We start from the raw sequence: 24,860 nt of genomic DNA, 5'->3' as shown, positions 1-24,860 counted from the left end.
GCCCCGCTCACGGCCCCGAAGAGCCTCCAGCGCTAGCGGCAGGGAGCGCTAACGTTAGCGACCCTGCTAGCGCCAAGAACCGCTGTGACCAGCACGTTAGCGGTTAGCGAGCCATGTAAGCAGACTCCGGAATCGGTCCGTTAGGCGCCTCTGAGCGGGGCACCGCCGGATCGCTACTAGCGGTCGGCTCAGTCGAGGCGGGCGAAGACCACGACTTCACTGCGATTCATGAGGTTGCTGGTTCACGGATCCCATGGCGACCGCACGCGATACTCATGCTCGCCGTCATGACCGAAGTCTCGGCTACACCCGCCTTCGGGACAGAAACTGCCCCAGTTCTTGCGCTTCAATTCGGCGAAACGTGGCCCGTGATCGCAGGGTCCCTCATGCCAATAGGGCTCCAGGCAGTAGAAGACCTCGTCTTTGACGACCCTGCGGGAAAGGCAGCGTGGCGGTGTGCCGCCTGGGTTCCTCCACTCGCATGGCCCTGGATGGCCGAGCCGCAGTTTGCAGTGGTAGGTGCGCTCCTCAAGGACTTCCCGTTTCCTCTGCCACCACTTTGCATTCCGTGGATATGTCGCCAATTCTTCGACTATGCGTAGTCCTTCATTACAGCGTTCCAGGCTCAGATCGAGGGGTTTCCCGGTATGTCCACGACGCAGGCTCTTTTCATCCATGTAAATCACCGGCACGAGGAGATAAGTGATATGGTAGGCAGCCGATATTTCTACGGTAACGCCGCTGAGTCGAAGCTGCCCGCCCGGACGTCAGCCTGTGGCAGTCACCTGCGGCTGGCTCGGTTGCTGTACCTCACTGCTGTCCGGCCATCGGCTCACCTGGCTTGACCGGTCGACCACACCCGCTTCTACTGCTGTCAGCTGCTGACGTCAGAAGAGTGCGTGCCGAGCTTGCTGTAGTAGTCACGGCAGAACGCCACGAGGTCTTCCGCATGAAGCGCGCCGTACTCCTCGGGCGACATCTGCTCGACGGCCTCAATGACATGGTGAGCCGACGTCGAGCGGTACCCCATCGCGCTGTCGTTCTCCGATATCTCCACGGCCCAGTACTTCACCAACGTCGGCGACTCTTGGAAGCTCCTGTACGTGATCGAGTCGCGGAGATCCCAGTCCTTGATCGCGACGTTTAGCCCTTCAGCGAGTGCTTGGCGGCCGTAGTCGATGGCAGCGTCGAGGCTCAAGCTATAGAAGGTCAGGGGGCGGCCATTGGGCTCGCGCGGGATAGCCATACCCGCACCCTAGCGGGCTGCACGAGGTCGGCGGAGCGGCTTTGGGCTGGAGCTGCTTTGGCGCGAGTGATCATGGCCCCGTAAGCTTGCGGCGCGTCGGGCAGTCTGTGGACCTGCCCGGTAAAGCACGACGTTGGGGCCATGATCTTCGAGGCTCGCGCCAAAGTGGCTGCCTAAAGCCGTGGAGCCGACCGCCCCAGCCACGACGTACCCCTTCTCTGACGTCAGGTGGCTGATTGCTGTGCGCGCGGTCCGGGCGTCGGCCGGGCTGGAGCGGGACGAAGGCAGAAGCGCAGGCCCGGCCGGGGGCCGGGCCGCGCGCGGGGAGCGGAGCGAGCCGCCTTGAACCAGTAGAGAGACTTTGAATCATGGCTTGGGTGCTCGGTCGTGACGGCCATCGCTGGCGGGTCCGGCTCTGGCTGCCGTGTGGTGTAGAACCCTCGGTATGGGGAGTGAGCGACGAGAGCTGATGAGGGCGCTTGGGGCACGCCTTCGAGGGCTTCGCACGGAGGCCGGCCTGACGGGTGCTGTTCTGGCGCAGCGTGCCGGCGTGGGGCAACCGACCGTGTCCAAGGTGGAGAACGGACGCATGGTCCCCAGCCTCGACGTGTTGGGGCGCCTGTTGCTCGCTCTCGACCTCGACGAGTCGGCGTCTCGCGAAGTGCGGGAGCTCTTGGTAGCGGTGGAAGCTGCACCTGACGCAGTAGCGGTGGAAGCTGCACCTGACGCAGTCGAGACCAACGAGGAGGTTCCCTCCGGTGCCGTCCTTGATGACGCGGTGCGGTCTGCTCGTCTGGTCCGGTCGTTCCAGTGCGTCGTTCTGCCGGCCATGCTTCAGAGCGCCGAGTACGCCCGGCACGTCTTCGCCAGTGCGCCGTACTCGACGCCGGAAGCCGTCGGTCGCGCTGTCGCTGCTCGTGTCGAGCGGCAGAGCCTCTTGTACGAGCCGGGCCGTGAGTCGGTGTTCGTGTTGACCGAAGCGGTGTTGCGAACCTGGCCGGGGGATCCTTCGCTCATGCTCGCCCAGTTTGACCGGCTGCTCGCTGTCGAGAGTCTGAGCACTGTGCGCCTTGGGGTGATCCCGTGGCGGCGCGCGGTGCCGGTCATGCCTCGGCACGGGTTCACCTTGTGCGACCGGCGGGCGGTCGTTGTGGAAGCCTTCCGCGGTGAGCGAGTCGTCGAGGACTCCGACGAGGTTGCCGCGTACGAGGAGACCTTCCGGCGCTTCGAGGAGGCGGCCGTCTTCGGCCGCGAGGCACGCGAGCTCCTGGTTCGTGTGATGCGGGAGTTCCAGGAGTTGGAGGACTCCACCACTCATTAGAGGAATAATTCCTCAAGATGCCTGGCCTGTCGGTCGCGCGTGGGAATACTCTGCTCGCTGAGTCGTCTAGCCCCCTAGACGAGGAGGAGTGTTTTTTCATGCCCAAAAGCTGGTGCCGGATGTTCCCCGGCTTGACCTGGCAGGTTGCCCAGGCCCGTCACTTCGTCGCCGCGCTGCTGGAGGACGAGACCGCAGAGCTGGTCGACGACGCCGTCCTGGTCGTCGGCGAGCTGGCGGCCAACGCCGTCAAGCACACGCGGAGCGGCTGGTACCGAGGATGGTTCCTCGTGCTCGTCCACTTCGCGGATGACCTGGTTCGTATCGAGGTCGTCGACCAGGGTGGCGACGAGGAACCTATGGTTCGCAGCGTCATCAGGCACGTGGAAGAGGACGGCCGTGGGCTGATGCTGATTGCGGCCTGCGCCAAGAACTGGGGTGTGAAGGACCGACCTTCGGGTGCCCGCTGCGTCTGGGCCGAGCTGGTGCGGACTGGTTCGTGATGGGTGGCTTTCCCGCGGTGATCGGTGGCGGCCTCGCGGGCAGTGGGGGGTGAGCCCCCGGGGAGTGCCTGGGCGTCGGGCCGGCTTCTACGTGATCGGGGTTCATTCAGGCAGGCGACTCCCGCCCATTCCGTCTAGGGCCCTAGACTCCTGGTTACTTCTAGGAGGTGTGGTCATGTCGGACGAGTTGCAGCGGATCATGGCGATCGATGATCCGTACCTGCTCCTGCGTGAGGTCACGACACGGTTGGCCGACGCGCAGCAGGAGGTGACCGAACTCGCCCGGCTCCGCCGTCGTGTCGTTCAGGACCTCCACTCGCAGGGGTTGTCGTACGCGCAGATCGCCGAGAAGGCCGGCCTGAGTCGCGGGCGGATTCACCAGATCCGTCACACGGGCCCGGCGCCCGAGGGTGCGTTCCTCGGTGCGGGCGCCGTCACGGTCGTGACTCCGCTGCGGTGGGACGACCAGAAGAAGCGCCCGGTCGTCGCCATGGCGGACGTGAACTCCGGCAGGCGGCTCGAAGAGCTAGCCAAGTCGTACGGGCTCGACGTCAGCTCTGGCCACGTCCTGGTGAGCGGTGAGGTCGACCTCAACCGTGACGGCCTGGTCGTCGTCTGCGGACCGGGCATGTCCCAGACCATGAGTGACCTCTACGCGCAGGATCCCGTCCTCAGCTGGGAACATCCCGAGAACGAACCGTGGGCGCTGCTGGACCGACGTACCGGCACGGCCTACCGCGCGGGAGCGGACACCGAGCAGCAGCGCCCGCACGATGTCGGATACCTCGGCAGGCTGCCCCGCCCGGACGGCAACGGCTCCGTGCTCGCGATCGCCGGTATCCACACCGCAGGCTCCCTCGGCGTCGTCCAGCTGCTTGCCTCGGACCTGAACACGCTCTGGGGCCAGGTGGGCGAGCATCACTTCTCCACGCTCGTAAGCGTCGAGTACGACCCTGAGACGGACGAGCCTCAGTCCGTGGAACTGCTCACCCCGATCTACCGGCACGACGAGGAGACGACGGCGTGAACGTCGCTCTCGCCTCGCTGTCCGCAGAACCTGGACAGGCGAACGAGGACTTCGCCGCCGCCGCTTCCGGGGTGGCTGTACTGCTGGACGGGGCCGGCGTCGCTGGGGCAGATACCGGGTGCACGCACGGCATCGCCTGGTTCTCCTCAACGCTGGGGGGATTGCTGCTGAGCACCATCACCGCACACCCTGCCCGGCCGCTCGCCGACTGCCTGGCCGACTCGATCCGGGCTGTTCGGTCCTTGCACGAGGACAGCTGCGATCTGTCCTATCGCGCGAGTCCAACCAGCACGGTGGTCGCCGTCCGGGCCGGCGCGGAAGCTCTGGAATACCTAGTGCTCGGCGATTCGACGCTTCTCCTCGCCGACCCGGACGGGAAGACAACCGCGATCACAGACCAGCGCCTGGACGAGGTCGGGAAACGACTTCGCGGTCCGGTCGACGAACTGCCTACCGGCTCACCCGAGCATGCCGCCGCCTTGGCCGACTACCGCGACGCTCTGACGGGGCTCCGTAACCGACCTGGCGGCTTCTGGATCGCCGGACCCGATCCGCGAGCAGCCGGTCACGCCCTCACCGGGACTGTTCCAGTGGCGTCGCTGGCGTCTGCCACGCTGCTCAGCGACGGTGCGACACGGCTCGTCGACTCCTTCGACCTGGACACCTGGGAAGGAACGCTGACTGTTCTCGGTTCATCCGGGCCGGCTGAACTCATCCGCCGCGTACGGGCGGCAGAGCTCGACGACCCCGATGGCCGGCGCTGGCCCCGCGGCAAAGCACAGGATGACGCCACGGTGCTGCACTGGACGTTGTCGTAGCGCTCGGCCGCTATTGCTTGGGCTGGGTGCTCTCCCGCGACTCGCTGATCAGCACTCCGTCGAGTGGTTGGAACGGTGGCAGCCCCAGTCTTCGCCGACATGCGGCGATCCGTTCCAGAGCCCAGGACTGGACTGCGTTCCTGTCCTGAACGATCTGCTGGAGCTCCCGCACCGATCGTTGAGCGTCGTCCATCCACGGGGCGACAGGCTCCTCCTTGAGCGCTGCCGCGAACCGATCCTGCGCCACGGGGGCATCGCCCATGAGTGCCGCAGCGACTCCGGCATGCCATGACTCCCAGAACCATCCGAGCCTGACCGGCTGGGCGATCAAGTGATTCGCTACGGCCTGCAAGTCAGCGAACCTACTGCGGAGCTCCTGCACTTGTGCCCCAGCGCGTGAGGCAAGGTGCTCTGCTTCTCGAGAGAACTGCTCATCGTTGCGGTAGTGCTCGGTCGCTCCCACCCGCTCGCTGACGTTGAACGTGAAGTGGTCCGAGTCTTGCCATAGCCACATGGCCCCGACGTGCAGTCCGCTGCCCTGACTCCATTGAGGCGAGGGGAACTCGACGAACCCCAGCCACCAGCCATGATCGTCTAGCCACAGGCGAGAGCGGCCATGCTGGCGAAGTCCAAGGGGTCGGAGTCGAGCCTTAGCGGCCGCAGCCACGAGCCGCGATGCGGGAGAGGTGGACGCCATGACGGCATTCTCCTCGCCGGTCGTTGCGATCCGCCATGACCCAACCATCTCGTATACCCCCCTAGACAGTTGACGGTCTGTCGGCCTACTGTGGTCGTCAACCCCCCTAGACAGTTAGGGCGGGCCACTCCTCTGCTGTCTAGGGGGGTATTCAGGCCCACGCGGTGTGGCTTGGCCGCACCGCCAACTAAGTGAGGTTCAAGAAATGCGTGTCATCCCCGTAGACGTCTCGGCCGCGACGCTCCTCGTCACCAAGCTGCCCGAGGTCAAGGTGAAGGACCGCCAGACCGGTGAGATCGCCATCGACCCGGTGACCAGCGACCGGCTCATGGTGCTGGAGCTGGTGTTCATCGCGGCGGGCGGTTCGGACATGATCAAGGTCACCGTTCCCGAGAAGGGCATCGGTGAGGGCCTGGTGATGGGAGCTCCGGTCATCTTGCCCGGCCTCATCGCCCGGCCGTGGGAGAGCGAGTTCGGTGGGCGGATGCGTCACGGCATCGCCTACCGCGCGGACGCGGTCATGGTCAACGCCCCGGCTCCGGTGCAGGGCTGAACGCCATGACCGACATCGTCTGGACGCTGACCCTGTGCCTGCTGGCACTCGCCGCCCTGCTGGTCCTGCGCCGCCGCGCACCGGTCGCGTTCTGGTGGCTGGTCGGCTACCCGTTCGTCGCGCTGCGCGTGCTCACCACCTACCGGGCCACGATGGACGCGTGCGGCCTGACGGTCCCGGCGTCGGCCGTCCGTCGGGCCACGGCCCGGATGATTGGGCGGGAGGCGGCCCCCGTCCCGCCTCGGCGGTCGCTGCCGTGGCCGACCGGGTCTGGGCTCGTGATGCGGCTGCGCATGGCGACCGGGCAGGCTCCCGAGGACTTCATGGCCTCGGCCGACCGGCTGCGCCATGCCTGGGCCGCACACGCCGTGCACATCCGTCCGACCAAGCCGGGCTGGCTCGAACTGCGCCTGATCGGCTGGGATGTTCTCTCCGACGTGCAGCCCGCTCGGCGGTGGAAGCAGCGCGGGCCGCTCATCCTTCCGCTGGCGCTTCGTGACGACGGACGGTGGCACGTAAGGGACTTCCGCGCCGTGCCGCATGAACTCATCCTCGGCGCGACGCAGTCCGGCAAGTCCGTGTACCTGCGGAACCTGGTGTGCGGCCTGGCCCGGCAACGGGTCGTGCTCGTCGGGGTCGACTGCAAATGGGGTGTGGAACTGGCTCCGTTCGCACCCCGGTTGTCGGCGCTCGCCGACACTCCGGACCGGGCGAACGAACTCCTTGACGTCCTGCTGGAAGAGATGGAGGCACGGTTCCGTCTGATCGGTCTGTCGTCTGCTGCGGGCCCGGATGCTGTCCTCACCTCGGACGTGTGGGGGCTGCCGGACGAGGTACGGCCGGTGCCGGTCGTGGTCGTCGTGGACGAGGTCGCCGAACTCTTCCTCGCCGCGAACCGCGACGACGAGAAGCGCCGTGACGCCATGGTCACCAAGCTGATCCGCATCGCCCAGCTCGGCCGTGCGGCCGGCATCTATCTCGAAGTGTGCGGGCAGCGCTTCGGCTCCGAGCTGGGTAAGGGCGCGACCATGCTCCGCGCACAGCTCACCGGCCGCATCTGCCACCGCGTCAATGACGAGTCCTCGGCGAACATGGCGCTCGCCGACATCTCCCCGGAAGCGGCGCTCGCCGCCACCTCCATCCCGGCCGAACGGCCCGGCGTCGCGATCGTCGGCGACTCCTCCGGCGGTTGGTCCCGAGCCCGCTCACCGCACCTGTCCCTCGACGAGGCGGCGGCCATCTGCCGTGACACGGCCGCACTTGTGCCTGAATTGCCCCGCCTCGACTCCTTCCGGCCCATCGTCGCCGTGGAGTCCTCCAAGGCGTTCGCCCCGGCCGGCGTGCCTACCGCCCGCCCGGTGACCGAGTAGCCGCACCACCCTCCCCACGGTCGGCGTGACCGCCTCGCGCCAACTCCTTACCCCTCCCATGCCTCGAACAGGAAGGAACCCGAGCCGATGCGCGCCCAGTTGGCCCGTGTGGACGCTGTGATCGTCCAAGCCGTGATCGCGGGTGCCCTGTCCTTCTCGCACCTTCACGACCTTGCCGACGCGGCCGGACAGGGCGGCTGGAAGGCGTGGGCCTATCCCGTCTCCGTCGATCTGCTGCTGGTTGCCGCCTGGCGCCGGATGCGCGAACAGCAGCGCGCCGGGCAACCGGCCGGGGGGCCGCGGCTGTGGTTCCTGATCGCCCTGGCCGCATCCCTCGGGGCCAACATTGCCACTGCCGGGCTCCTCGACTTGGACGACGTCCCCGCGTCGCTCCGCGTCGTGGTGGCCGGCTGGCCCGCCGTCGCCTTCTTCGGCGGAACCCTGCTCGCCCACACACCACGCACCCTGGACGCACCGACGGCCACGGCTACGCCTGAGACGGACACCGAACCGGCCCACGTTACGGCTGCGGTCGACGCGCCCGAACGTGACGCGTTTCCGGCCCTGGTCACCAGCCCGGAGCTCGATCCGGAGTCAGTCGCAAGCCCCGAACCGGTCGCGGCTGTCCCCGTCCCGACGCCCGCCCCGGCCGTCACCCTCCCGCCCGCCCTCATCGACCGCGCCCAGGCCCTGGCCGAGCAACACCGCGCCACGACCGGCCTCGTCGCCGACCCCGACGCCGTCCGCGCCCGCCTCGGCTTGCCTCCGTCCATGACGGCCGCTGTCGCCGCCCACCTCTGAGAAGGGACGAACACCGTGAACCCGCGCTTCCGCAACGTCCGCCGCGTCGGCCCCGTACAGGTCGCCTCCTACATCGCCCGCGGCCGCAACCGCCACCTCGCCGCCTGCACCGCGCCCCGCTGCGACTTCTCCACCGAGTACGACAGCCGCGCCGCCGCCGAACTCGCCGCCCGCACCCACCGCTGCAAGGCCTGACAGGAGACCGCTGCCATGACCGTCCCGCTCTGGTTCGCCGTGCTCGTCGTCGCCGTCCTCGGCATCCAGCTCGCCCGCCCGCCGTGGTGGCTGGTCGCCCTGCTTCTCCTCGGCGGCTACCTCGTCGCTAACAGCGTCCTCGCCCCCGCCGTCGCCACGCTCCTCGACTGACCACGAAGGGACCGCCCGTGTTCACGCCCAAGTACCCCCGCCCGGACACCGCACCGATCCCCACCAGCACGACCACGGCGACCTCCGCCCCGTCGGCCTACCAGCCCACCGCCTACGCGCCCGCCCCGGTACAGGCGGCTCCCGTCTCCAACCGGCCGACGGTCCAACTCACCCCGGGCAGCGTGCTCACCCTCGCCGCCGGCGGGGGAGCCCTGGTCCTGGTCGTCGGCGCGGTCCTCGTCTCGATGCTGCTCGCCGTCGCGATCACAGCGGCTTCCGTGGCCGTCTGTGCGGTCGTCATCCGCTCGATCCTCAAGAGCGACCGGCGCTGACCCCATCTGTGCAGCGTCCCGGCTTGCCCACACTGTCTAGCCCACTGGACAAGCCGGGATGTCCATCCCGAACTTCCGCCCCTTCAAGGAGGAACCCACACATGCGTCCCGAGGCTCCCGCCGGAGCCGTCCGCCAACTGGCAGCCCTCGCCCAGTACGGCGACCTCAGTACCTACGCACACCAGGTTCAGCGGCTCGGCGGCTGTGAGCGGCCCGTACGGATGGAGGGCCACCGCCTCGACGTCCACGCGGCGACCGGTGAAATCGTCCGGGAACTCTTCGACCGCGACCTTCCCGCCGGACAGCTCCTCATCCGGTGCAACAACCGCCGTGCGACCCGCTGCGCGGCCTGCGCCGAGGTCTACCGCAAGGACACGTTCCACCTCGTCACGGCCGGCCTCAGCGGTGGCAAGGGCATCGGCCCGGACGTTGCCCAACACCCCCGCGTCTTCGCCACCTTCACCGCTCCGTCCTTCGGGCCCGTCCACAACCGGCCCGGCGGCGGTCGCTGCCGCTGTGGACGCCTTCACCCGGACGACGACCCCGCCCTCGGCACCCCGCTGAACCCGGAGCGCTACGACTACCGCGACGCCGTCCTCTGGAACGCGCACGCCGGTGCCCTCTGGGCCCGCTTCACCACCTACCTACGTCAACAGCTCGCCTCCCGCGCGGGCATCGGCCGCTCTGAGCTTCGCCATTGCCTCAAGGTGTCGTACGCCAAGGTGGCCGAGTACCAGCGGCGCGGAGCCGTCCACTTTCACGCTGTGATCCGTCTCGATGGTCCGGACGGTGCCGAGGACTCCCCGCCCGTCTGGGCGACGACAGAGCTCCTCAGCGATGCGATCCGCTCTGCTGCACGTCTCGCCGAGACGCCGGGTCCGGTCCTCGACGGCCGCGCCCACACCTTCCGCTTCGGCGAACAGCTCGACATCCGCCCTATCCGCTCGGCGGACTTCACCGGCCCAACCGACCTCAGCAGCCGGGCCGTAGCCGCCTACATCGCCAAGTACGCCACCAAGGGCGCCGAGACTGCGGGAACCCTGGACCGCACCATCCGCAACCCCATCACCGACCTGATCGGCACCGACGTCACCGACCACGCCCGGCAAATGATCCTCACCTGCTGGCACCTCGGAGGACTGCCCGAACTCGAAGAACTCCGGCTGCGCAAGTGGGCCCACATGCTCGGCTTCCGCGGTCACTTCTCCACCAAGTCCCGCGCGTACTCCGTCACCCTGGGCGCCCTTCGCCAGGAACGTGCAGACCACAACGAAGCACTCACCCGCGAACGCGCCGCCCTGGCCGGCCACCCTCTCCCGGACCCGGACACCGTCCTCGTCCTCTCGCACTGGCGCTTCGCCGGTACCGGCCTCACCAAGGCAGAAGCCCTGTTCGCCGCCTCGCGCCCTGCCCCTCACGACGTAGAAGGAGAGCCCGACCATGCGTGATGACGAACTGCTCACCGTCGCCGAGGTGATGGGCCGTCTCAAGCTCGGCCGGTCCACCATCTACGACCTGATCCGTACGCGGCGGCTGCCCTCGGTCACCATCGGCCGTTGCCGACGCATTCCGGCGTCCGCCCTGCGGCACTTCATCGCTGACGAGATGGAGCGTGCCGCCTGATGGCTCTGCGTCGTAGCCGCGGTGATGGTGGCCTGCATTGGGACGAAAAGAGACAGCGTTGGATCGCCACGGCGAACCTCGGTTTCGACCCGAGCGGGAAGCGGATCGTCAAGCGGGGGAGTGGCAAGACTAAGACCGAGGCGAAGAACAAGCTCAAGGAGGTACTGCGGGACCACGAAGACGGCCTCGCCATCGCGCCGACCAACTACACGGTCAAGGACGCGGTGAATGACTGGCTCGCCTACGGCCTGGCGGGCCTCGACCCCAGCACCCTCGCAACGACCACGCTCCTGAGCGAGAAGCACGTCATCCCGTCACTGGGCGCTCGCAAGCTCCGCGACCTCAGCGCGGAGGACGTAGACCGCTGGCTGGCCACCAAGGCGAAGACGCTCAGCACTCGCACCCTCCAGTCGATCCACTCGTACCTGAACCGCGCGGTGAAACGAGCCATGGCGCGAGACAAAGTGAAGCGGAACGTCGTCGAGCTGTGCTCGGTACCCCAGGGTCGAGCCGGGCGGCCGTCCAAGGCGCTCACCTTCGCCCAGGCCGATGCCGTGCTCAAGGGAGCCGAGGGCACCTCGATGCATGCGTACATCGTCCTTGCGCTGCTGACCGGGGCCCGGACCGAGGAACTCCGGGCGCTCACCTGGGATCACGTCTTCCTCAAGGGCAAGCCGGATGCCGACCCGCCGCAGCCTCCACACATCGCCGTGTGGCGCTCCGTCCGCAAAGGCGGCGACACCAAGACCCGGAAGTCCCGGCGCACGCTCGCTCTGCCGGCGCGCTGCGTCGATGCTCTGTGGCAGCAATTCGAAGATCAGGGCTGGGATCGGCTCGCCGCTGACGAGAAGTGGGAGGAACACGGGCTCGTCTTCTCCTCGGCCGTGGGCAAGCCGCTCGACGCCGCCAACGTCCGCCGCGCCTTCCGCCAGGCGCTCAAGGACGTCGACGGGATCGACGCCGACGAGTGGACGCCGCGGGAGCTCCGGCACAGCTTCGTGTCTCTGCTGTCCGACCGTGGCGTCCCGCTGGAGGTGATTTCGCGGCTCGTCGGGCACTCTGGGACAGCTGTGACGGAGGAGGTCTACCGGAAGCAGATCCGGCCCGTCATCGAGACCGGGGCCGTCGCCATGGACGGTATCTTCGGCGCCGATCCGCGGCGGCCGTAGCTGCTGTAGTCACGCAGTCGAGCACTCAGGAATCGATAGTCACGCAGTTAGACACGCAGCAACGCCAGAGGGCCCTTACCGATTCGGTAAGGGCCCTCTGATCTGCAATTCAGCTGTCGGGGTGGCGGGATTTGAACCCACGACCTCTTCGTCCCGAACGAAGCGCGCTGCCAAGCTGCGCTACACCCCGATGTCGCTGCTTGTCCTGCTTGTCGCGGCGACGTCGTTTACTTTAGCCCACTGGTGGCTGGAGACGAAATCCGGTTTTGGCCCGGTGAGTGATCGGGTTAGGGCGGACGTGGTCGAGGGCTACGAGGGCGACCGCGAGGGCGTAGAAGGCCAGCCCGAGCAGGAGGGCGTTGGCCAGGGTGTGCTTGTAGCCGTGGGCCTCGGCGTCGAGGAACGGGTAGAGATAGCGGCCCGGCGTGCCGGCGGTGATCACTTGGGCGCGGGCCAGGGAGAACGCCAGGTAGGCGACGGGGTAGAGCATCCATGTCGCGGCCCGGCGCAGGCGCATCTGGCCCGGCGCCGTCAAGAGCAGCCAGTCGAGGACGGCGGCCACCGGTGTCACCGTGTGCAGGAGGTGGCCGGCGACCGCGTGCCAGCCCGTGGGGGCGGTGTTGGTGTGGGTCACCGAGAAGGGGACGGACGCGTCGGCCAGGAGCAGGTGGTACACCAGGCCGGTGATCACGACGTAGAGGAGCGCCGCCCCCGTCAGGGCCGCGGGGAGCGGTCGGCGGGCGGCCCATGCGCGGCGGGCGGACAGCAGCGTGACCAGGGCCAGCAGGATGTTGCTCTGGATCGCGAAGTGGCTCAGTACCCGCAGCGGGCTGCCGAGCAGGAAGGCGAGGGTCACGCCCGCCGCGGCCGTGCCGGCCAGCAGCAGGCGGAGCGTGGCGGCCAGGGGGCGGCGCACGGGGGCGACCACCGCCGAGGCGGGGACGGAGGAAAGCAGGAGCGCGTGGGTCCGCGGAATCGCAGGCAGATCCGGGAGGTCCCTGGGTATCGGCGCGGTCATGTCCTCACGCTAGGCAAGCGTGACGAAACGGGCGATATGGGTGGGCCGTTCGGGGGACCCGCTGAACAGTCGAGGGGTGGTGCCGGGCGCCCCCTCCAGGCTCCAGAGGGGGCCGGCCGTCTCGGTCAGCCAGTCAGCCGGTCAGCCAGTCAGTCATTCACCCAGTCACGCGTCGCACGTTCGGCGGCCCGCCCGGGTGCCGGCGCGGCCCGCCCCGGGATGTATCCGTCACGCCCGGGGAGGGGAGGCCGGCGTACGGGCGTACTTCCTACGTACTTCCTACTGCTTCTCCACCAGCGTGAGGAGCGTCACCTCCGGCGGGCAGGCGAACCTGATCGGGGTGTAGCGGCTGGCACCGCAGCCCGCGGAGACGTGCAGGTAGGAGGTGCGGCCCTCGGCCGTGTGGGTCGACAGGCCCTTCACGCGGTCCGTGTCGAGGTCGCAGTTGGTGACCAGGGCTCCGTAGAAGGGGATGCACACCTGGCCGCCGTGGGTGTGGCCGGCCAGGATCAGGGGGTAGCCGTCGGCCGCGAAGGGGTCCAGGGCCCGCAGGTACGGGGCGTGCACCACGCCCATCGAGAAGTCGGCCGACGCGGACGGGCCGCCGGCCACCCGGGCGTAGCGGTCGCGCTTGATGTGGGGGTCGTCCAGGCCCGTCAGCTCCACGGACGCGCCCTCGATCTTCAGCGTGCCCCGGGTGTTCGTCAGGTTCAGCCAGCCCGCGGCGTCGAAACCGTCCCGCAGGTCCTCCCACGGGTTGTGGACGACGTTCGTCGCGGGCGGGTTGCCGTTCAGCCCGTGACGGCCCTGGGTCTTCTCGAGGAGGTAGCGGGCGGGGTTGCGCAGCCTGGGCCCGTAGTAGTCGTTGGAGCCGAAGACGTACGCGCCCGGGAACTCCATCAGGGGGCCGAGCGCGTCCAGGGTCTCCGGGACGCCCTCGGGGTCGGACAGGTTGTCGCCCGTGTTGATCACGAAGTCGGGGCGCAGGCCGGCCAGCGAGCGCAGCCAGCGCTGCTTCTTGCGCTGGCCGCCGACCATGTGGATGTCGGAGACGTGCAGCACACGCAGGGGACGCATTCCGGCAGGCAGGACGGGGACGGTGACCCGTCGGAGGCGGAAGGAGCGGGCTTCGAAACCCGCCGCGTACGCCAGACCGGCGGCGCCGGCCGCAGCAAGGGACAGAGGTACTCCGTATCGCGCGCGCATACGTCCATCGTGTCAGACGCCGCCAACCCCCTTCGCCCTGCCGCCCGTTTAATGGGCGGGCGGAGGGACGTCCGCACCTGCGACAATCGGACCCATGACCACGCTCAAGTCGAAGCTGCACGATGACCTCAACGCCGCCATCAAGGAGCGCGACGAGCTCCGCTCCTCGACGCTGCGGCTGACGCTCGCCGCGATCACCAAGGAAGAGGTCGCGGGCAAGGAGAAGCGGGAGCTCTCCGACGACGAGGTCCTCAAGGTGATCACCAAGGAGGCGAAGAAGCGGCGCGAGGCCGCGGACGCCTTCGCGCAGGGTGGTCGCGCCGAGTCGGCCGAGCGGGAGAAGGCGGAGGGCGAGCTCCTCGCCACGTACCTGCCCAAGCAGCTGAGCGACGAGGAGCTGGACGGCATCGTCGCCCAGGCCGTCTCGGAGGCGAGGGCGGGTGGCGCCGAGGGGCCGCGGGCCATGGGCGCCGTCATGAAGATCGTGAACCCGAAGGTGGCCGGTCTGGCGGAGGGCGGCCGGGTCGCCGCCGCCGTCAAGAAGCACCTCGCGGGCTGACGCCTCGCCCAGCCCTCCGGCGGTCTGCCGGGGGCCGCTGTTCAGAGCGCGCGTCCCCTAGGTGCCGTCGGGCGGAAGGTCCCGTGACACGACGAACGGTCCCTGCCCCCCCTGCGAGGGGGGGCAGGGACCGTTCGTCGTGTCCGTCAGCCTTGGGGCCGATCAGCCGCGGCGGCCGCCGTTGCCGTTTCCGTTGGTCTGGCCTCGGAAGAAGCCGCCGCCGCCGTCGCCGGCGGTCGAGTTGCCGCCGTTGGTGTTTCCGCCGTTGGTGAGCAGGCCGCTGAGGAAGCCGCCGTCGTCTCCGTTGCCGCCGTCGTCTCCGGTTCCGCCGGCGGCGTTTCCGTCGCCCTTGCCCTTGTCCTTGTCGCGGTTCTTGTCGGGCGGGTTCGGGATGCTGACGAGGTTGAACTGGCCGGAGTCCTTGCCCTCCAGGGCGCCGGTCATGGCGTCGCGCCAGATCGGGCCGGGGGTGTCGCCGCCGTAGACCTGGTCGTGGAAGCGGCCGCCGATCCAGATGTTCGTCATCTTGACCTTCTGGGTGGCGCTGCCGACCCAGACGGCGCCGGAGAGCTTCGGCGTGTAGCCGACGAACCAGGCGTTCTTGCGGGCGTCCGTCGTACCCGTCTTACCGGCGTTGTCGCGGCCGTCCAGGCCGGCCTGCTGTCCGGTGCCGGAGTCGACCACACCGCTCAGCAGGGTGTTGACGGTGTCCGCGGTCTTCTCGGACATGGCCCGGGCACAGGTGGACTTCGGGACCTCGAGCGACTTCTTCGTGCCGCCCACGATCTGGGTGATCGACTCGATGGCGACGGGGCTGCAGTACATGCCGCGGGAGGCGAAGGCGGCGTAGGCGGTGGCCATCGTCAGGGGGGAGATGCCCTTGGAGCCGAGCGCGATGGCGGGGACCTCGGGCAGCTTGTCGCCGTTGCCCTGGACGACGTGCAGCGCGTCGGTCATCTTCACCACGGGGCACAGACCGATGTCGGAGATCATCTGCACGAAGTAGGTGTTGACCGAGAGTTCCATGGCCTTGCGCAGCTGGAAGGGGCCCTTCTCGGACTCGCTCTCGTTCTCCAGCTTCTCGTTGTTCGTGTTGACCCACGGCTTGCTGCCGCAGGTCTGCACCGGGCTCGGGTACTGCATCTGGTACGGCGACGAGTACTCCTGGTTCGGCGGCCGGCCCTCCTCCAGCGCGGCCGCGGCCACGAACGGCTTGAAGGTCGATCCGGTCGGGAAGCCGAAGTTCGAGCCGCCCATGGAGGAGCCGACGGAGTAGTTGTACTCGGTCTCGTTCTTGCCGTAGCCGTAGGGCTTCGACTGGCCCATGCCGAGGATCTTGCCGGTGCCGGGCTCGACGAGCGTGGCGGCCCCCGCGACCTTGTCCGACTTGTAGACGTGGTCCTTGAGGGAGGCCTGGACGGACTTCTGGGCCTGCGGTTCGAGGGTGGTGCGGATGGTGAGGCCGCCCTGGTTCCAGACCTTCGCCCGCTGCTCCTTGGTCTTGCCGAAGACCGGGTCGCTGAGGAAGACGCGCTCGACGTACTTGCAGAAGAAGCTCGCGCCCTGGACGGCGGTGATGCAGCCGTTCTTCGGCTTCTTGACCTTCAGGCCCAGCGGGGTCTTCTGCGCCTCGGCCGCCTCGGCCTGCGAGATGTCGCCGACCTCGGCCATGCGCGCCAGCACGGTGTTGCGGCGCTTGGTGGCCTCGGCCTCGTCGTTGACCGGGTCGTAGCGGCTGGGCGACTGGACGATGCCGGCCAGCAGGGCCGCCTGCGGCAGGGTGAGGGACCTGGCGTGCGTGGAGAAGTAGCGCTGCGAGGCCGCCTCGACGCCGTAGGCCTGCTCACCGAAGAACGTGATGTTCAGGTAGTTCTCGAGGATCTTCTTCTTGCTGAGCTCTTCCTCGAGCTGGATCGCGTACTTCAGTTCCTTGATCTTGCGGCCGAGGGTCTGCTGCGTGGCCTGGGCGACCTTCGTCGGGTCGTCGCCGGCCTCCTCGATGGCCACGTTCTTCACGAGCTGCTGGGTGAGCGTGGAGGCGCCCTGGGCGACTCCGCTGCTCTGCACGTTCTTGTTGAGCGCGCGCAGGACGCCCTTGAGGTCGACCGCGCCGTGCTCGTAGAAGCGGGAGTCCTCGATCGCGACGATCGCCTTCTGCATGAAGGGCGAGATGTTCTTCAGGTCGACGACCGTGCGGTCACGGGAGTAGACCGTGGCGATCTGGCCGCCCTCGGAGTCGAGGATCGTGGTGCGCTGGCTCAGCGGCGGCGTCTTGAGGTTGACCGGGAGTTCGTCGAACGACTCCACCGATCCCTTCGCGGCCAGGCCCAGCACACCGAACGCGGGCAGGGCGATACCGGCCAGCACCGCTCCCGCGAGCACACTGACACCGAGGAACTTGGCGGCCTGCTGCGTTGGCGACAGACCACCGCCCGAGCGCTTCTTTGGCATGGGGGCAGCCTACGTTCTGATTCGCCGGACACACGTCAATGCCTTGGCCTAAGCTGCTCTCAACTGTCACAGCAGCAGGGCTACGTATCAATACGTCCGGCGACCCCGAATCGTTCCGGATGTTCCCCGGAATCTTTGGTGGGGGCGTGTCCGAATCCGCCTTGTGTGTCACTCGGCGTCCGTTGTGACTCAGCTGAACTGTCCCGTTCGTCGGGTACATCACATATGTCGCGGGCTCACTCCCCCGGGTGATCTGCCGCTTACCCATAGTCCGTTCGGGCCATTCAAGATTGGGCCCGAAGGGGGTGTTGCGCTGTGCCCACCTTCCGTAACGTCCTCAACTGGCGGCGGTGAATATGCCGCTGCCGCCGTGGGGGAGCCTCGATTCGGGAGAGGACGGCGCCGGTATGGGCTGGGTAACCGACTGGAGTGCGCAGGCCGCCTGCCGCACTACCGATCCGGATGAACTGTTCGTTCAGGGAGCAGCGCAGAACAGGGCCAAGGCGGTGTGCACCGGATGCCCGGTACGCACCGAATGTCTGGCGGACGCGCTCGACAACCGCGTCGAGTTCGGCGTGTGGGGAGGCATGACGGAGCGCGAGCGCCGCGCACTGCTGCGCAGGCGTCCGACGGTGACCTCCTGGCGCCGGCTGCTGGAGACGGCGCGTTCGGAGTACGAGCGGGGAGCGGGCATCCTGCCGCTCGACGACGACCAGATGTACGAGAACTACGCGGCGGTGGGCTGAGCACAGCCCCCGCCTCAGGCGCCGGCGGTGTCGGCGGTGCCGGGCAGCTCCGGCCGTTCGGTCGCGAGCCGATCGCCGATGTCCCGCAGACCCGCCAGGTCGTGCACGTCCCCGGGCAGTGCGGCCACCTCGGTCACCGCCACCTCGGGGTGCAGCGCGGTGAAGCGGTCGCGCGTGCGCTGCTCGCGGGAGAGCAGGTGCATGCGTTCCGCGTGCAGTCTCAACAGGCTGGCGGTGAGGTCGTCCACGGCCCGGTCCGCCTCGGCCTCCGCCGTGCCGTCGGAGGCCGCCGACGTCGGCCCGTCGAGGCCCGTCGGCGTCGTCGGCCGGTCCGCGTGGGTGTCCGTGGCGCCGGTGCCGGTCGAGTCCTCGCCGCCGTCCGTGGTCGTGTCGGTGGCCGGGTCCGCGTCGGTGGGGGCGCCGCGATCCGGGCCGGGTGCGGGTGATCCTGAACTGCCGTGCGTGTCGGGAGAGTTACGAAGTCCAGCCTTCCCGGCGTCCTGATCCACAATGCCGGGCTCTTCAAGATTTTCCGCGGCGGCCAGCGCCCGCTCGGCGGACAGCTGGGCGGCGCCGCTGCCGTGGACGCGGTTGAGCACCAGACCGGCCAGCGGCATGTCCTCGGCGGCCAGCCGCTGCACGAAGTAGGCGGCCTCCCGCAGCGCGTCCCGCTCGGGAGCCGCCACCACCAGGAACGCCGTGCCGGGCGCCTGGAGCAGCTTGTACGTGGCGTCCGCGCGCGTGCGGAAGCCGCCGAACATCGAGTCCATCGCCGCCACGAACGTCTGCACGTCCTTCAGCAGCTGGCCGCCGAGCAGTTTGCCCAGCGCGCCCGTCATCATCGACATCCCGACGTTCAGGAACTTCATCCCCGCACGCCCGCCGACCTTCGCCGGCGCGAGCAGGACGCGGATCAGCTTGCCGTCCAGGAACGAGCCGAGCCGCTTGGGCGCGTCCAGGAAGTCCAGCGCCGAACGCGACGGCGGGGTGTCGACGACGATCAGGTCCCACTCGTCCCGCGCGCGGAGCTGCCCGAGCTTCTCCATCGCCATGTACTCCTGCGTGCCCGCGAATCCCGCCGAGAGGGACTGGTAGAACGGGTTCCCCAGGATCGCCGCGGCCCGGTCCGGGTCGGCGTGCGCCTCGACGATCTCGTCGAAGGTGCGCTTCATGTCGAGCATCATCGCGTGCAGTTCGCCGTCCCCCTCGACGCCCTTCACCCGGCGCGGGGTGTTGTCCAGCGAGTCGATGCCCATCGACTGCGCGAGCCGGCGCGCGGGGTCGATGGTGAGGACGACGACCTTGCGGCCGCGCTCGGCCGCCCGGAGCCCCAGGGCCGCCGCCGTCGTCGTCTTGCCGACGCCGCCCGAGCCGCAGCACACCACGATGCGGGTCGTCGGGTCGTCGAGCAGCGGGTCGAGTTCCAGCACGGGCGCGGGGGAGAGCCGGCGCCGGGCGCCTGCCTGGTCGTGGGTCCGGTCCGCACTCATGCGATCCCCTGCTTCCGCAGTTCCGTGGCGAGCTGGTACAGGCCCGCGAGGTCCATGCCCTCGGCGAGCAACGGCAGTTCGTGCGTCGGCAGGTCCAGCTCGCCCAGGACCGCGCGCTGCTCGTGCTCCAGCGCGTACCGCTCCGCGTACTCCTCGGCCTGCTTCAGGAGCGGGTCCACCAGCCGCTCGGCGCGCCCGCCGCGCCGCGCCCCGCCCAGCCCGGCCGTGGACAACGACCGGGCGACAGAAGAACGCGTCACCGTCCGTACGAGTTCCAGGCCGTCCTCGTCCAGCACCTCGGGGCGCACCATGTTGACGATGACCCGCCCCACCGGCAGTTTCGCCGCCCGCAGCTCGGCGATGCCGTCGGCGGTCTCCTGGACGGGCATCTCCTCCAGCAGCGTCACCAGGTGCACGGCCGTCTCCGGCGACTTCAGCACCCGCATCACGGCCTGCGCCTGATTGTGTATCGGGCCGATCCTGGCCAGCCCGGCGACCTCGTCGTTGACGTTCAGGAAGCGGGTGACGCGCCCCGTGGGCGGGGCGTCCATGACGACGTAGTCGTACACGAACCGCCCGTTCTTGTCCTTGCGCCGTACCGCCTCGCAGGCCTTGCCGGTGAGGAGCACGTCCCTCAGTCCCGGCGCGATCGTGGTCGCGAAGTCGATGGCGCCGAGCTTCTTCAGGGCCCGTCCGGCGCCTCCCAGCTTGTAGAACATCTGGAGGTAGTCCAGAAGGGCCAGTTCGGGGTCTATGGCGAGGGCGTACACCTCCCCGCCGCCCGACGCTACGGCGATCTTGCGTTCCTCATAGGGCAGCGCCTCTGTCTCGAAGAGCTGCGCGATGCCCTGCCGGCCCTCCACCTCGACGAGAAGCGTGCGCTTCCCCGCCGTGGCGAGGGCCAGCGCGAGGGCCGCGGCGACCGTCGTCTTGCCGGTCCCGCCCTTGCCGCTGACGACCTGGAGCCTGCTCACGCCTTCGAGCGTAACCAGTCGGCGCCCGGGGCGACCGGGAGGCTGTGGACAACGGGGGCGGCAATCGGCCACATGGCCTGGGGAACGGCCCCTCCCGCGGCAGCGGATAAAGTCGCCCCCATGACCAAGTGGGAATACGCAACCGTGCCGCTGCTCGTCCACGCGACGAAGCAGATTCTGGACACCTGGGGCGAGGACGGCTGGGAGCTCGTCCAGGTCGTGCCCGGGCCGAACAACCCGGAGCAGCTCGTCGCGTACCTGAAGCGGGCGAAGGCGTGAGCGCGGTCGAGGCGAGGCTCGCCGAGCTGGGACTGACCCTGCCGGCGGTCGTGCCGCCGCTGGCGGCCTACCAGCCCGCCGTGCAGTCCGGCCCTTATGTGTACACGGCCGGTCAGCTGCCCATGGTGGACGGCAAGCTGCCGGTCACCGGCAAGGTCGGCGCCGAGGTCACCCCGGAGGAGGCCAAGGAGCTGGCCCGCACCTGCGCGCTGAACGCCCTGGCCGCCGTCAAGTCGGTCGCGGGCGACCTGGACCGCGTCGCGCGCGTGGTGAAGGTCGTCGGCTTCGTGGCGTCGGCCGCGGACTTCACCGGCCAGCCCGCCGTCCTCAACGGCGCGAGCGAGCTGCTGGGCGAGGTCTTCGGCGACAAGGGCGTGCACGCGCGCAGCGCGGTGGGCGTGGCGGTGCTGCCGCTGGACGCGCCGGTGGAGGTCGAGATCCAGGTGGAACTCGCGCCGTAGCGGTACCGGCGGCCCCGACCGGCGCACCTCGGTCGACCGCGGTGTGCTGCGGGCCGCGGAGCGCTGCGGAGAGGCGTGGCGAGCCCCGGGAGCGTCGGAGGATCCGTGGAGGCGTTCCGGGGCCCTCCAGTGGCCACGGGGGGCCTTCGCGCACCGTCACGCGGGTCCCGTGGACGTGCCCTGACCTCGGGTACCTCTCGAACATTCGCGCGCCACGGGATAGCCTCGCGCCCATGGCGAATGGGCAGTGGTTCCCCCAGGACTGGCCGGAACGCATCCGCGCGCTGGCCGACGGCACGCTCACCCCGGTCACCCCGAAGCGTGCGGCCACGGTCATGCTCCTGAAGGACACCGAGAGCGGCCCCGTCGTCCACATGCTGCGCCGACGCGCCTCCATGGCCTTCGCCGCGGGCGCCTACGCCTATCCCGGGGGCGGTGTCGACCCGCGCGACGACGACCGGCACGTCCGCTGGGCCGGCCCCACGCGCGCGTGGTGGGCCGAGCGCCTGGGCGTCGATGAGACGGCGGCCCAGGCGATCGTCTGCGCCGCCGTGCGCGAGACGTACGAGGAGGCCGGTGTCCTGCTCGCGGGGCCGACGGCGAACTCCGTGGTCAGCGACATCACGGGCGCCGACTGGGAGGCGGACCGGGCCGCGGTGGCCGCCCGCGACCTGTCCTTCGCCGAGTTCCTCGACCGGCGCGGTCTGGTGCTGCGCTCCGACCTTCTCGGGGCCTGGACGCGCTGGATCACTCCCGAGTTCGAGTCGCGGCGCTACGACACCTGGTTCTTCGTGGCCGCGCTCCCCGAGGGGCAGCGCACCCGCAACGCCTCCACGGAGGCCGACCGCACGGTGTGGATCCGTCCGACGGACGCGGCGGCCGCGTACGACCGGGGCGAGCTGCTGATGATGCCGCCGACCGTCGCGACGCTGCGCCGGCTCGTCCCGTACGCCACGGCGGCGCAGGCGCTCGCCGCTGCCCCCGACCGCGATCTGAGCCCGGTCCTCGCGCAGGCCCGCCTGGAGGACGGCGTGGTCGTGCTGTCCTGGCCGGGGCACGACGAGTTCACCAAGCACATTCCGGCCGCCGCACCGGGGGGAGACCCCGCGTGACGACCGCCCCGAGCATCCCCGCCGTCCCGGACCGGCGGCGGGCTGCTCCGTCCCGCCCGACGACGGTCCGACGACGCCGGATGGAAGGCCCTTCCGCATGACCGACGCAGCCGCCCTCCCCGGCCAGCCGCGAGGCGGAGTCCTCTCGGGCCCCGCCACCGCGCGCGCGGTCAACGTCCTCGCGCCGAACGCGTCCGCGATGACCCTCGACGGCACGAACACCTGGATCGTCTCCGAGCCGGACTCCGAGCTGGCGGTCGTGATCGATCCGGGCCCGCTGGACGAGCGCCACCTGCGCGCGGTCGTCGACACCGCCGAGCGGGCCGGCAAGCGCGTCGCCCTGACCCTGCTGACGCACGGCCACCCCGACCACGCCGAGGGCGCCGTCCGCTTCGCCGGGCTGACCGGCACCAAGGTGCGGGCCCTGGACCCGGCCGTGCGGCTCGGCGAGGAGGGCCTGGCCGCCGGGGACGTGGTCGAGGTGGGCGGGCTGGAGCTGCGGGTCGTGCCGACGCCGGGGCACACCGCCGACTCCCTGTGCTTCCACCTCCCGGCCGACCGGGCCGTCCTGACGGGCGACACGATCCTGGGCCGCGGCACGACCGTCGTCGCGCATCCCGACGGCCGCCTGGGCGATTACCTGGACTCCCTGCGGCGGCTGAGGTCCCTCACGGTCGACGACGGCGTCCACACGGTCCTGCCGGGCCACGGGCCGGTCCTGGAGGACGCCCAGGGCGCCGTGGAGTTCTATCTCGCCCACCGCGCCCACCGGCTCGCCCAGGTCGAGACGGCCGTCGAGAACGGCCGCCGCGAGCCCGCCGACGTCGTCGCGCACGTGTACGCCGACGTCGACCGCTCACTGTGGCCGGCCGCGGAACTGTCGGTGCGCGCGCAATTGGAGTACCTGACGGAGCACGGGCTCATCTAAAGGGCGTTGCACAAGGCTCTGCCGTCGGGGAGCCTCTGCTTTCGCGCTAGCCGTAGCCGTGTCCGACCCCGGCCACCGGGCTAGGCGTCCTCGGGTCTGGGGGCCTTCACGCCGTGCACGCGCGCGTACTCGCCGGCGAGCCAGGGGCCGAGGTCGTCCACGTAGGACGAGAGGACGGCGTGGTCGCCCCGCGGCTCGTAGCCGAGGCGGGCCGCCGCGCGCACCTGTTCCGCACGCGTGGGGTAGTACGCGCCGAACGCGTCCGCCATCTCGTGCAGGTCGCTGGTCCAGCCGTTCCAGCGGGGCATGACGAGGGTGAACGCCGTGCGCACCAGGTGCCGGGACATGAACCGCACCAGAGGCCGCAGGGCCGCCTCCGAGCCGTCCGTGGAAGCGATGCGCTCGCGCCAGCGCGGCAGGAACAGGGCGAGGTCGCCGTTGGTCTCGCGGGCGAGCAGCCGGTCGGGGCGGTAGCGGGGCAGGTGCCGGGCGAGGTCCTCGCCGAGAAGCGGGGTGCACAGGCAGGCGACGAAGAACCCGAGGTCGTGCCGCTCCAGATCGCTCAGCAGCCGGTCGCGGCCGAAGAGCAGCGTGCCGCCGCCGTCGATCTGCGGGAACCGCTCGTCGAGGGCGCGGACCAGGGCCCGTCCCGCGGCCCGGTCCGCCTCGGTGGGCTCCTCGTGCAGCGCGATCAGCAGGTCGACGTCGCTGCGTCCCACGCGCGCGGTGCCGCGCGGGATCGACCCGTTGACGTACGCACTGTGCAGCCGGGACCCGAAGACGCCCGGGATCCGGTCCCGGGCGTCTTCGACGACCGGCCGGAACTCGTGGGTCACGCGCGCGAGGGAGCCCTCGCGGACGATGTGCCCCTGGGCGTCGAGGCCTCGGGAGGAAACCGCGTCGGACATGAGGATGCGGGTCCGGTCGCCGGGTGGACGACGGCCGCTAGCGCGACCGCTTGGCCAGCCGCTCCACGTCCAGCAGGATGACGGCGCGCGCCTCCAGACGGAGCCAGCCGCGCTGGGCGAAGTCGGCCAGCGCCTTGTTCACGGTCTCGCGCGAGGCGCCGACGAGCTGTGCCAGCTCCTCCTGCGTGAGGTCGTGGACGACGTGGATGCCTTCCTCGGACTGCACGCCGAAGCGGCGGGAGAGGTCCAGCAGCGCGCGGGCCACACGGCCGGGGACGTCCGAGAAGACCAGGTCGGACATGGCGTCGTTGGTCTTGCGCAGGCGCCGGGCGACGGCGCGCAGCAGGGCGGTGGCCACCTCGGGGCGGGCGTTCAGCCAGGGCTGGAGGTCGCCGTGGCCGAGGCCGAGGAGCTTGACCTCGGTGAGGGCGGTGGCGGTGGCCGTCCGCGGGCCCGGGTCGAAGAGCGACAGCTCGCCGATCAGCTCGCTGGGGCCCACCACGGCCAGCATGTTCTCCCGGCCGTCCGGGGAGGTGCGGTGGAGCTTGACCTTGCCCTCGGTGACGACGTAGAGCCGGTCGCCGGGGTCGCCTTCGTGGAACAGGGAGTCGCCACGGGCCAGGGTCACCTCGCTCATGGAGGCGCGCAGCTCGGCGGCCTGCTCGTCGTCGAGGGCCGCGAAGAGCGGGTTGCGCCGCAGGACGTCGTCCACGAGTTCTCTCCTTGTCGACCTGCTCAGGGGATCTTGCTCCCCGCGTACCAGGGGTCCGTGTTCCCCGTTTTGCCGGGCGGTCCAAACAGTGTGATCTGTCACAAGGATGCCGCACACATGTCCTGGGGTAAGCGGCAGGGGTCCAATTGGGGGCCGATCTTCAGGGTCCGGGGCGGATGTCCGTGCCGGGCTC

27 protein-coding genes and 1 tRNA gene are annotated in these 24,860 nt (G+C 69.6%); 19 read left to right on the top strand and 9 right to left on the bottom strand.

All coding sequences use genetic code 11. The annotated features are described in order from the left end of the window. Positions 1–874 precede the first annotated feature (874 nt). On the bottom strand, positions 875–1,246 hold the full coding sequence (locus ACGFSH_RS11500) for a hypothetical protein (RefSeq protein ID WP_393347268.1): 372 nt from the start codon (positions 1,244–1,246) through the stop codon (positions 875–877). Positions 1,247–1,691: 445 nt separating this feature from the next. Between ACGFSH_RS11500 and ACGFSH_RS11495 the strand changes: the two genes are divergently transcribed. The 13 genes from ACGFSH_RS11495 (at position 1,692) to xerC (ending at position 11,823) form a co-directional block, all read left to right on the top strand. After that, positions 1,692–2,567 (top strand): helix-turn-helix domain-containing protein, encoded by an 876-nt coding sequence (locus ACGFSH_RS11495; protein ID WP_393347266.1) that lies wholly within the window; start codon positions 1,692–1,694, stop codon positions 2,565–2,567. A gap of 98 nt (positions 2,568–2,665) precedes the next feature. Beyond that, positions 2,666–3,067, top strand: a complete 402-nt coding sequence (locus ACGFSH_RS11490) for an ATP-binding protein (RefSeq protein ID WP_393347264.1) — start codon at positions 2,666–2,668, stop codon at positions 3,065–3,067. Between the two features lie 175 nt (positions 3,068–3,242). Continuing rightward, complete coding sequence (locus ACGFSH_RS11485) at positions 3,243–4,094, top strand: sigma factor-like helix-turn-helix DNA-binding protein (protein WP_393347262.1); 852 nt, start codon at positions 3,243–3,245, stop codon at positions 4,092–4,094. Further along, positions 4,091–4,912: an integrase gene (locus ACGFSH_RS11480; RefSeq protein WP_393347260.1), complete on the top strand. Its 822-nt coding sequence runs from the start codon at positions 4,091–4,093 to the stop codon at positions 4,910–4,912. Before ACGFSH_RS11485 ends, ACGFSH_RS11480 begins: the two co-directional genes overlap by 4 nt. A gap of 902 nt (positions 4,913–5,814) precedes the next feature. After that, positions 5,815–6,162 carry a hypothetical protein gene (locus ACGFSH_RS11475; RefSeq protein WP_393347258.1) on the top strand — a complete coding sequence of 116 codons (348 nt, stop codon included), beginning with the start codon at positions 5,815–5,817 and terminating at the stop codon, positions 6,160–6,162. Between the two features lie 5 nt (positions 6,163–6,167). Beyond that, entirely contained in the window at positions 6,168–7,532 is a 1,365-nt protein-coding gene (locus tag ACGFSH_RS11470; RefSeq protein WP_393347256.1) for an FtsK/SpoIIIE domain-containing protein, read from the top strand. An 87-nt stretch (positions 7,533–7,619) separates the two neighbouring features. Further along, on the top strand, positions 7,620–8,333 hold the full coding sequence (locus tag ACGFSH_RS11465) for a DUF2637 domain-containing protein (RefSeq protein ID WP_393347254.1): 714 nt from the start codon (positions 7,620–7,622) through the stop codon (positions 8,331–8,333). Positions 8,334–8,348: 15 nt separating this feature from the next. Continuing rightward, a complete protein-coding gene (locus tag ACGFSH_RS11460; RefSeq protein WP_359126702.1) occupies positions 8,349–8,528 on the top strand; it encodes a mobile element transfer protein in 180 nt (59 codons plus the stop codon). Between the two features lie 15 nt (positions 8,529–8,543). Next, complete coding sequence (locus ACGFSH_RS11455; RefSeq protein ID WP_167467581.1) at positions 8,544–8,699, top strand: hypothetical protein; 156 nt, start codon at positions 8,544–8,546, stop codon at positions 8,697–8,699. A 17-nt stretch (positions 8,700–8,716) separates the two neighbouring features. Next, positions 8,717–9,031: a SpdD protein gene (locus tag ACGFSH_RS11450; RefSeq protein ID WP_393347252.1), complete on the top strand. Its 315-nt coding sequence runs from the start codon at positions 8,717–8,719 to the stop codon at positions 9,029–9,031. Positions 9,032–9,132: 101 nt separating this feature from the next. After that, positions 9,133–10,479: a replication initiator gene (locus tag ACGFSH_RS11445; protein ID WP_393347250.1), complete on the top strand. Its 1,347-nt coding sequence runs from the start codon at positions 9,133–9,135 to the stop codon at positions 10,477–10,479. Continuing rightward, complete coding sequence (locus tag ACGFSH_RS11440) at positions 10,472–10,654, top strand: helix-turn-helix domain-containing protein (protein WP_359165586.1); 183 nt, start codon at positions 10,472–10,474, stop codon at positions 10,652–10,654. The genes ACGFSH_RS11445 and ACGFSH_RS11440 overlap by 8 nt, the downstream gene beginning before the upstream one ends. Next, positions 10,654–11,823 carry a tyrosine recombinase XerC gene (xerC, locus tag ACGFSH_RS11435; RefSeq protein ID WP_393347246.1) on the top strand — a complete coding sequence of 390 codons (1,170 nt, stop codon included), beginning with the start codon at positions 10,654–10,656 and terminating at the stop codon, positions 11,821–11,823. Before ACGFSH_RS11440 ends, xerC begins: the two co-directional genes overlap by 1 nt. 116 nt (positions 11,824–11,939) lie before the next feature. Here the strand turns inward: xerC and ACGFSH_RS11430 are convergent. The 3 genes from ACGFSH_RS11430 to ACGFSH_RS11420 form a co-directional block, all read right to left on the bottom strand. After that, positions 11,940–12,013 (bottom strand) — tRNA-Pro (locus ACGFSH_RS11430). 42 nt (positions 12,014–12,055) lie between these two features. Beyond that, positions 12,056–12,841, bottom strand: a complete 786-nt coding sequence (locus ACGFSH_RS11425; protein WP_393347244.1) for a Pr6Pr family membrane protein — start codon at positions 12,839–12,841, stop codon at positions 12,056–12,058. Positions 12,842–13,120: 279 nt separating this feature from the next. Beyond that, a complete protein-coding gene (locus tag ACGFSH_RS11420; RefSeq protein ID WP_393347242.1) occupies positions 13,121–14,047 on the bottom strand; it encodes a metallophosphoesterase in 927 nt (308 codons plus the stop codon). A 94-nt stretch (positions 14,048–14,141) separates the two neighbouring features. Between ACGFSH_RS11420 and ACGFSH_RS11415 the strand changes: the two genes are divergently transcribed. Continuing rightward, positions 14,142–14,606, top strand: a complete 465-nt coding sequence (locus ACGFSH_RS11415; RefSeq protein WP_393347240.1) for a GatB/YqeY domain-containing protein — start codon at positions 14,142–14,144, stop codon at positions 14,604–14,606. 162 nt (positions 14,607–14,768) lie between these two features. Here ACGFSH_RS11415 and ACGFSH_RS11410 read toward each other — a convergent pair whose 3' ends face one another. After that, the gene (locus ACGFSH_RS11410; protein WP_393347238.1) at positions 14,769–17,057 is read right to left on the bottom strand and encodes a transglycosylase domain-containing protein; all 2,289 of its coding nucleotides are present in this window, start codon (positions 17,055–17,057) and stop codon (positions 14,769–14,771) included. 407 nt (positions 17,058–17,464) lie between these two features. On the opposite strand from ACGFSH_RS11410, the gene wblA reads away from it, so the two are divergent. Then, positions 17,465–17,803: a transcriptional regulator WblA gene (gene wblA / locus ACGFSH_RS11405; RefSeq protein WP_069768403.1), complete on the top strand. Its 339-nt coding sequence runs from the start codon at positions 17,465–17,467 to the stop codon at positions 17,801–17,803. A 14-nt stretch (positions 17,804–17,817) separates the two neighbouring features. Here the strand turns inward: wblA and ACGFSH_RS11400 are convergent, their stop codons facing one another. Next, positions 17,818–19,293, bottom strand: a complete 1,476-nt coding sequence (locus ACGFSH_RS11400; RefSeq protein WP_393347235.1) for an ArsA family ATPase — start codon at positions 19,291–19,293, stop codon at positions 17,818–17,820. Next, a complete protein-coding gene (locus tag ACGFSH_RS11395) occupies positions 19,290–20,267 on the bottom strand; it encodes an ArsA-related P-loop ATPase (protein ID WP_393347234.1) in 978 nt (325 codons plus the stop codon). Before ACGFSH_RS11395 ends, ACGFSH_RS11400 begins: the two co-directional genes overlap by 4 nt. A gap of 120 nt (positions 20,268–20,387) precedes the next feature. On the opposite strand from ACGFSH_RS11395, the gene ACGFSH_RS11390 reads away from it, so the two are divergent. From ACGFSH_RS11390 to ACGFSH_RS11375, 4 genes are all read left to right on the top strand, one after another. After that, complete coding sequence (locus tag ACGFSH_RS11390; protein ID WP_020129281.1) at positions 20,388–20,546, top strand: DUF4177 domain-containing protein; 159 nt, start codon at positions 20,388–20,390, stop codon at positions 20,544–20,546. Then, positions 20,543–21,007: a RidA family protein gene (locus ACGFSH_RS11385; protein ID WP_393347232.1), complete on the top strand. Its 465-nt coding sequence runs from the start codon at positions 20,543–20,545 to the stop codon at positions 21,005–21,007. Before ACGFSH_RS11390 ends, ACGFSH_RS11385 begins: the two co-directional genes overlap by 4 nt. Positions 21,008–21,240: 233 nt before the next feature. Further along, positions 21,241–22,119, top strand: coding sequence for an NUDIX hydrolase (locus ACGFSH_RS11380; protein WP_393347230.1), 879 nt, complete (start codon positions 21,241–21,243; stop codon positions 22,117–22,119). Between the two features lie 97 nt (positions 22,120–22,216). Beyond that, on the top strand, positions 22,217–23,047 hold the full coding sequence (locus ACGFSH_RS11375) for an MBL fold metallo-hydrolase (RefSeq protein WP_393347228.1): 831 nt from the start codon (positions 22,217–22,219) through the stop codon (positions 23,045–23,047). A gap of 80 nt (positions 23,048–23,127) precedes the next feature. Here ACGFSH_RS11375 and ACGFSH_RS11370 read toward each other — a convergent pair whose 3' ends face one another. Then, complete coding sequence (locus tag ACGFSH_RS11370; RefSeq protein WP_393347226.1) at positions 23,128–23,955, bottom strand: nucleotidyltransferase; 828 nt, start codon at positions 23,953–23,955, stop codon at positions 23,128–23,130. Between the two features lie 37 nt (positions 23,956–23,992). Continuing rightward, positions 23,993–24,667, bottom strand: a complete 675-nt coding sequence (locus tag ACGFSH_RS11365; RefSeq protein ID WP_020129286.1) for a Crp/Fnr family transcriptional regulator — start codon at positions 24,665–24,667, stop codon at positions 23,993–23,995. Positions 24,668–24,860: the final 193 nt, after the last annotated feature.

The sequence above is a fragment of the Streptomyces sp. NPDC048481 genome, assembly GCF_043200075.1.
GTDB lineage: Bacteria > Actinomycetota > Actinomycetes > Streptomycetales > Streptomycetaceae > Streptomyces.
Note: the sequence above shows the minus strand (reverse complement) of the source record. Positions and strands in the feature narration are given on the sequence as shown.